This window comes from Nonomuraea sp. NPDC049784 (assembly GCF_040659615.1).
Classification (GTDB): domain Bacteria; phylum Actinomycetota; class Actinomycetes; order Streptosporangiales; family Streptosporangiaceae; genus Nonomuraea.
In genome coordinates this window covers 1-5,331 of sequence record NZ_JBFAMX010000667.1, presented here as the reverse complement: position 1 = coordinate 5,331, position 5,331 = coordinate 1, and the positions used below count along the sequence as shown (strand labels likewise).

The window sequence follows — 5,331 nt, the reverse complement described above, 5'->3', positions numbered from 1 at the left end:
CCGACTTTTTCGATGTCCGCCGCGTCGAATATGGCGAGGTCCAGGCGAGCTGTCACAGTCATGGCCACATCCTGCCCTAACCCTCCGACGAAGAAGGGCGCGCGCCGCCTCTGCGGTCTGATCGCGCAGCCGGGTCTCATGACCCGGGGCAACCCACGCGACGTGACGTCCTCGAATGACCGCTTCTGCCGCGATGTGTGCAGCCCGAACCGCGTCGTCGGCCACTTTCGCAGCACCTGTCGATCATGGTGTGTGCACGGTTGGTGCACGCGAGCACACTAGGGCACCTTTGGTGCCCTAGTGTCCTAGCTGGCGCAGTCGCCGGTTGAGGTAGCGCTGCTCCGGCAGGCTCGTCGTCAGCTGCGCGGCCCGCCGGTAATGTTCGGCCGCGGCCTCCACATCGTCGTTCAGCTCCAGCAGATGGGCGCGTACGGCATGCAGCCGGTGATGCCGCTGCATCGCGGGATCGGTCAGCAGCGGATCGAGCAGGGCCAAGCCGATCGTCGGGTCGTGGGCCATCGCAACGGCGACGGCATGGTTGAGCGTCACAGTCGGGGCGGGAGCGACTCGGCTCAGCATGTCGTATAGAACGCTGATCTGCATCCAGTCGGTGGCCTGGTAGGTCGATGCCTCCGCGTGGACCGCGGCGATCGCCGCCTGGATTTGGTAACGGCCGACGTGTCCCCGCGGCAGCGTCTGCTCCAGCAGCGCGACACCCTCGGCGATCAGATCGCGCCGCCAGCGGGAGCGGTCCTGCTCGGCAAGCGGCACCAGATCACCGGCAGAGTCGGTCCGCGCTGGCAGCCGCGCGTGCGTGAGTAGCATCAGCGCCAACGCGCCGGCCACCTCGTCATGGTCGGGCAGTGCAACGTGCACTTGACGGGTGAGCCGGATCGCCTCCTCGGCGAGTTCGACGTCGACCAGGGTCTCGCCGGAGGTGCGCGTGTAGCCCTCGGTGAACACCAGGTGGCAGACGTCGAGCACAGCTGCGACCCGGGCCGGCAGTTCTTTGTCCGACGGCATCGCGAACCGCGCGCCTGCGCCACGCAGCGTCGCGCGGGCGCGGCTGAGGCGCTGGGTCATTGTGCGGACCGGCACCAGGTACGCGGTCGCGATCTGCTCCACGCTCAACCCGGCCACCGCCCGCAGGCTGAGCGCCACCTGCGACGGCCTGCTCAGTGCAGGATGACAGCACAGGAAGAGCAAGCGGAGCGTGTCGTCGACCTCAGTTGCGGGAACCTCGTCCGCTCCAGGCGCTACGCCGACGTCATCCGGCCGTTGTGCCCCGTCCAGCGCCTCGCGGCGGGCGCGGGCCGAGTCGGCCCGGGCCCGGTCGATCAGGCGCCGCGACGCGACTCGGATCAGCCACGCCCTCGGATTGTCGGGAACCCCACCGATGGGCCATTGAGAAGCAGCGGCCTCCGCAGCTTCCTGGGCCGCGTCCTCGCAGTCGCCGAGGTCGCCGTACCTCCGCACAAGCGCGCCGATGACGTGTGGCGCCTCCCGACGCCACACGTCCGCGAGTATCCGCCGCACCATACGACCTGCCTAAGATCGTTATTGGTCGTCGCCGCCTGGCCACATCGTCGGCCGCAGCTCCACCGTCTCTCCGGGGCCGGCGAACTTCGCGGCGACCTCCTCTGCGCGGGCCTGGCTCTCGACGTCGATGAGGAAGAACCCGGCCAGATGCTCCTTGGCCTCCGAGTATGGGCCGTCGCTCGCCAGCGGGGAACCGTCCTGCCACCGGTACAGTCGTGCGGCCGCGGGGTCGCCGAGCGCCTCTCCGCCGAGCAGTTCGCCGTTGGCCTGCAGTTCGGACATCACCTGCTCGAATTCGGCGTTCAGCCGCTCGCGCATGCCACCTGGCAACTCCTGGTAGGCAGCAAGGTAGTCGCCGGTGGGGTGCCCCCACGGCTGCGGATTGGAGTGGATCATGATCACGTACTTCATGGCCTTCAGCTCTCGTCTCGTGCGACGGCCGCTCCGTCGCTCGGCTGGGACGTCGGTGCGGATTTGCCGATGTCGACACTATCCGGGAGTTCGAGACGTGCTGGGAGTCGCGTCCCTGATGTGCGCTGGTCACGGGACGCGAACATGCCCAGGGCACGGGCGAAGTCCCCGGCCCGGCAGTCCGACCGGTTGCCCGTCACGACGCGCACGATCCCGGCGAATGATCAAGGCCTGGTGCCCGGTCAGGAAGGACCGTCCTACAGGCCACTTCCTGCCCAGGTCGCGCGGCGGACAGCTGCCCATGGAGGTCGCGGCCGTGCAAGCCGATGTTGTACCAAGCATCCGTACTCGACGTCCAGGTCCTGTCTGCAAGCCGTAACCCCAGCCGGAACGCACTGTCACGCCGCGGAGGGGATCATGTCCGGTCCTGCCTCGATCCTTGCGTGGCGGTGTGGCCGTCGTCGGCGGGTCAGCCCGCTGGAGGTGTGATAGAGCGCAGCAACGCCTGCAGTTCGCGGTCGGGACTGATGTGTTTGCTGTAGAGGGGTCCGCAGGGTGTGGTCGCCAGGCGCATCGCGAGGCCGAGCAGATCCGGCGCCGGGGTGTCACCCCGGTAGGTCTCGGCGAGGTAAGTGAACTCGTTCATGATTCCGACGACGCTGCGGTTGGCGGTCTTGGCGAGGCGGCGGTCGCGCATCTGCTGCAATTCCTCGCCGATGATCGTGTCGGGGGTTCCGTGCGCGGCGAGCACCGTGGCGACCTGCTGCGGGAATCTGGCAAGCAGGGTCGCTGCGGGGGCCAGCGGCATCAGCACGGGCAGCAGCGTCGATTCATTGACAAACAGCGCAACCTGGGGTTTCCAGAACACGGCTGTGGCGTACCACTGGCCCAACAAAGTGGTGGACTGCTCGCCTTCACCCGGGCTGGGCGGGCCGATGCGGTCGAGCAGCTTCTTGGTCGCGCGCACGATGAGCACCTACCTATCCTGCCGCCATCATGCAGCGCGCCCAGCCGACCTGCCACGGTGAACGTTGTTTCTCACGATCGCCCACATCCTCTTCTGCCGCCGAGTGGGCATCGTTCCTACCGGGAGAGGACATCCCGCCTCTGCCGAATCGAGCGCACGCATCTTGGTCGATTTCGGCGTTCGGATTTGAGCGTCAGCTAGTGAAGCCGAGCAGCTGGGCTCGTCCCGAATACCCGATGAGACGAAGCGGCGGCCCGAGAACAGTCCCGAGCCGCCGCTGGTGGCTCATACCTGGAAGTAGTGCCCCGCGTCCAGGTCGGCGGTGAGGCCGGGGTGGGTCGGGGTCCAGCCGAGCAGTTCGCGGGTGATCGCGGCCGAGGTCGGGTTGTCCATCTGCGCGAACGACCCGAGGAAGCCGAAGTAGTCGACTGCCTCCTCGGGGCTGATGCTGCGGACCGGGATGCCCAGGTTACGGCCGATGGCGGCGGCGATGTCGGCGAACGGGACGCCCTCGTCGGCGGCCCCGTGCAGGCGCGAGCCGGCCGGCGCTTTCTCGAGGGCGAGCCGGTAGAGGTCGGCCGCGTCGAGCGTGTGCACGGCCGGCCACCGGTTGGTGCCCTCGCCGACGTATGCGGCGTACCCGTTCTGCCGGGCGGTGGCAATGATGGCTGTGATGAAGCCGTGGTGGTCGAGCGAACTGTGCACCGTGGGCCGCCCCTTTCGAGGCGGTTATCGCCGCCTTCCACCGGGCGGCGGACGAGATCTTCGCCGACCGCCTCGACCTGGTTCGGGTGCGTCAGTCCATCATCGAGAGCAGCCCCGAGCTACAGGAGCGCGAGCTGCGCAAGACGGACTCGCTGGCGGCGGCGGTCGCCGCCGCCCTGCGTGCCAAGGGCGTCGGCGAGACCACGGCTACCCTGGCAACCGAGTCAGGCGTCACGGTCTTCCGGGTGGCGTTCGCCCGCTGGGTCGCGCCCGGCAGCGACGCCTCCCTCACCGACCTGATCGCCGAGATAGCTGGCGAGCTGCGCGTGGTCACGTCGGCCCCAGCCGTGCCAGCCCTGAAGGCGGCGACGCCCACCTGACGGTCGTGACGAAACGTCGGCAACACCGCTGGACGGGCGCACTCCCATGCTGTTAGTCGCGCCCCTCTCATCACGGCGCCAGCGTGGGCGTGACCAGAGACTTTCGGTCAGGACATATCGCAGCGTGCATGTTCATTGGTAGTGACGTTCCATGGTCACGGCCGATGACGCGCAACAGCCACGCCTGGTCAGTCGCCACGCGGAATGAGGGCGTAGGCTCCCACAGCTCCTTGAGCGCGTGTTGTGCGGGACCCGCCCACCAACCTGCCGCCCTTCATGTGGAGTCAGGGGTCGGGTCGTCAAGGTCGTCGGCTGTTCCGTCGATCGCTGGGCCGCATCCAGCTGGTAGGTGGGCGACCACGATCGCCACAGCCTCGGCTGCGATTTCGGCTTCTGCGATGTGGCCAGTTCCATAGGGAGAGCCCGTCTGCGATCGGTCGTTTCTCCCCACTTCCCCCGCTCATGGGCCCATTCGCGTTCTGCACGCATGGTGCCCGATCAACTCCCGCGGGAGAAACAACATCAGCGCCGGCATAAAGAACCCCACCCCCTGGCCACGAACGATGGCTGCCATGGACGCGGCCTGTCTGCCACCGTGTGCTACAGCAAGACCCCTCATCAGGCCCGGAAACCCGCCGGAGCTGCGCAAAGACAGGGTAAGGCAGGAGTACGTGAACCTAGAGGCACAGATCCTCGAGCTGCTGTTGCACCTCCGCACGCTCAAAGCGGGCCAGTGCCCCAGCCACGACAACGCCACCACCGCGACAGGCATGGCCGAGGCGAAGACCGACATCGACGACATCTGGACCGAGATACGAGAAGACCTCGCGGTTCTCGGTGGCGAGGCGGCAGGCCGTCGAGACGGCATATGAACGACTGCTTCATATCCAACCGGCCACGATGCTGCAAAGATCCCGTTCCCGGCAAAGCACAATGAGCCACTCGCGCTCCAGACCCCATCCCTCACCGAACCCCACATAAGACTCGGCCTGAGCCCTCGCTCTGTAACCGAAGGCTCAGGCCGATCCCAACGCTTCTGGATTTCCGTAGCGGCCCCAGTACAGTGCCGGCCTGGCCGACCGGCACCCGCCCGCTGATCCATGATGGGAAACGCGGCGTGCAGGCCCCTGCGGCGGGACGCCTGGTCGAGGGAGACACGATAATCGCCGCAGGCGGATTGGTCGACTGGGCATCGAGTCGGCCCGGAGGCGTCGAGCTACCGCCGAATTGCCTCGGTCACGTCCACGGACGTGGTGTATGAATCGATCTTCGCGTGATCCTGTTTCTGCAGGTTAAGCGGTAAGTGTCTGCGGGAGCGGGTTGGGGACC

7 protein-coding genes and 1 pseudogene are annotated in these 5,331 nt (G+C 67.3%); 2 read left to right on the top strand and 6 right to left on the bottom strand.

Annotated elements, in window-relative coordinates; translation table 11 throughout:
• The 5 genes from AB0J09_RS55215 to AB0J09_RS55195 all read right to left on the bottom strand — a co-directional run.
• Positions 1-236, bottom strand: a 236-nt coding sequence (locus AB0J09_RS55215) for a hypothetical protein (RefSeq protein WP_360710376.1), incomplete at its 3' end; no start/stop codon positions are given.
• 61 nt (positions 237-297) lie between these two features.
• Positions 298-1,515 (bottom strand): DUF6596 domain-containing protein, encoded by a 1,218-nt coding sequence (locus tag AB0J09_RS55210; RefSeq protein ID WP_360710374.1) that lies wholly within the window; start codon positions 1,513-1,515, stop codon positions 298-300.
• A 42-nt stretch (positions 1,516-1,557) separates the two neighbouring features.
• Entirely contained in the window at positions 1,558-1,950 is a 393-nt protein-coding gene (locus AB0J09_RS55205; RefSeq protein ID WP_360710372.1) for a YciI family protein, read from the bottom strand.
• Positions 1,951-2,419: 469 nt separating this feature from the next.
• On the bottom strand, positions 2,420-2,926 hold the full coding sequence (locus AB0J09_RS55200) for a hypothetical protein (protein ID WP_360710371.1): 507 nt from the start codon (positions 2,924-2,926) through the stop codon (positions 2,420-2,422).
• A 276-nt stretch (positions 2,927-3,202) separates the two neighbouring features.
• Positions 3,203-3,622 (bottom strand): hypothetical protein, encoded by a 420-nt coding sequence (locus AB0J09_RS55195; RefSeq protein ID WP_360710370.1) that lies wholly within the window; start codon positions 3,620-3,622, stop codon positions 3,203-3,205.
• Positions 3,623-3,642: 20 nt separating this feature from the next.
• Between AB0J09_RS55195 and AB0J09_RS55190 the strand changes: the two are divergent.
• Positions 3,643-4,002 (top strand): annotated as a pseudogene (locus tag AB0J09_RS55190) (TetR family transcriptional regulator); the annotation flags it as partial.
• A 274-nt stretch (positions 4,003-4,276) separates the two neighbouring features.
• On the opposite strand, the gene AB0J09_RS55185 reads toward AB0J09_RS55190, so the two are convergent.
• On the bottom strand, positions 4,277-4,453 hold the full coding sequence (locus tag AB0J09_RS55185; RefSeq protein WP_360710369.1) for a DUF6193 family natural product biosynthesis protein: 177 nt from the start codon (positions 4,451-4,453) through the stop codon (positions 4,277-4,279).
• 220 nt (positions 4,454-4,673) lie between these two features.
• Here AB0J09_RS55185 and AB0J09_RS55180 point away from each other — a divergent pair, with 220 nt between their 5' ends.
• A complete protein-coding gene (locus AB0J09_RS55180) occupies positions 4,674-4,874 on the top strand; it encodes a hypothetical protein (protein WP_360710367.1) in 201 nt (66 codons plus the stop codon).
• Positions 4,875-5,331: the final 457 nt, after the last annotated feature.

Excerpts from the sequence above, each read along its gene's own strand:
- AB0J09_RS55205 (WP_360710372.1), bottom strand. The coding sequence starts at position 1,950 with ATGAAGTACGTGATCATGATCCACTCCAATCCGCAGCCGTGGGGGCAC.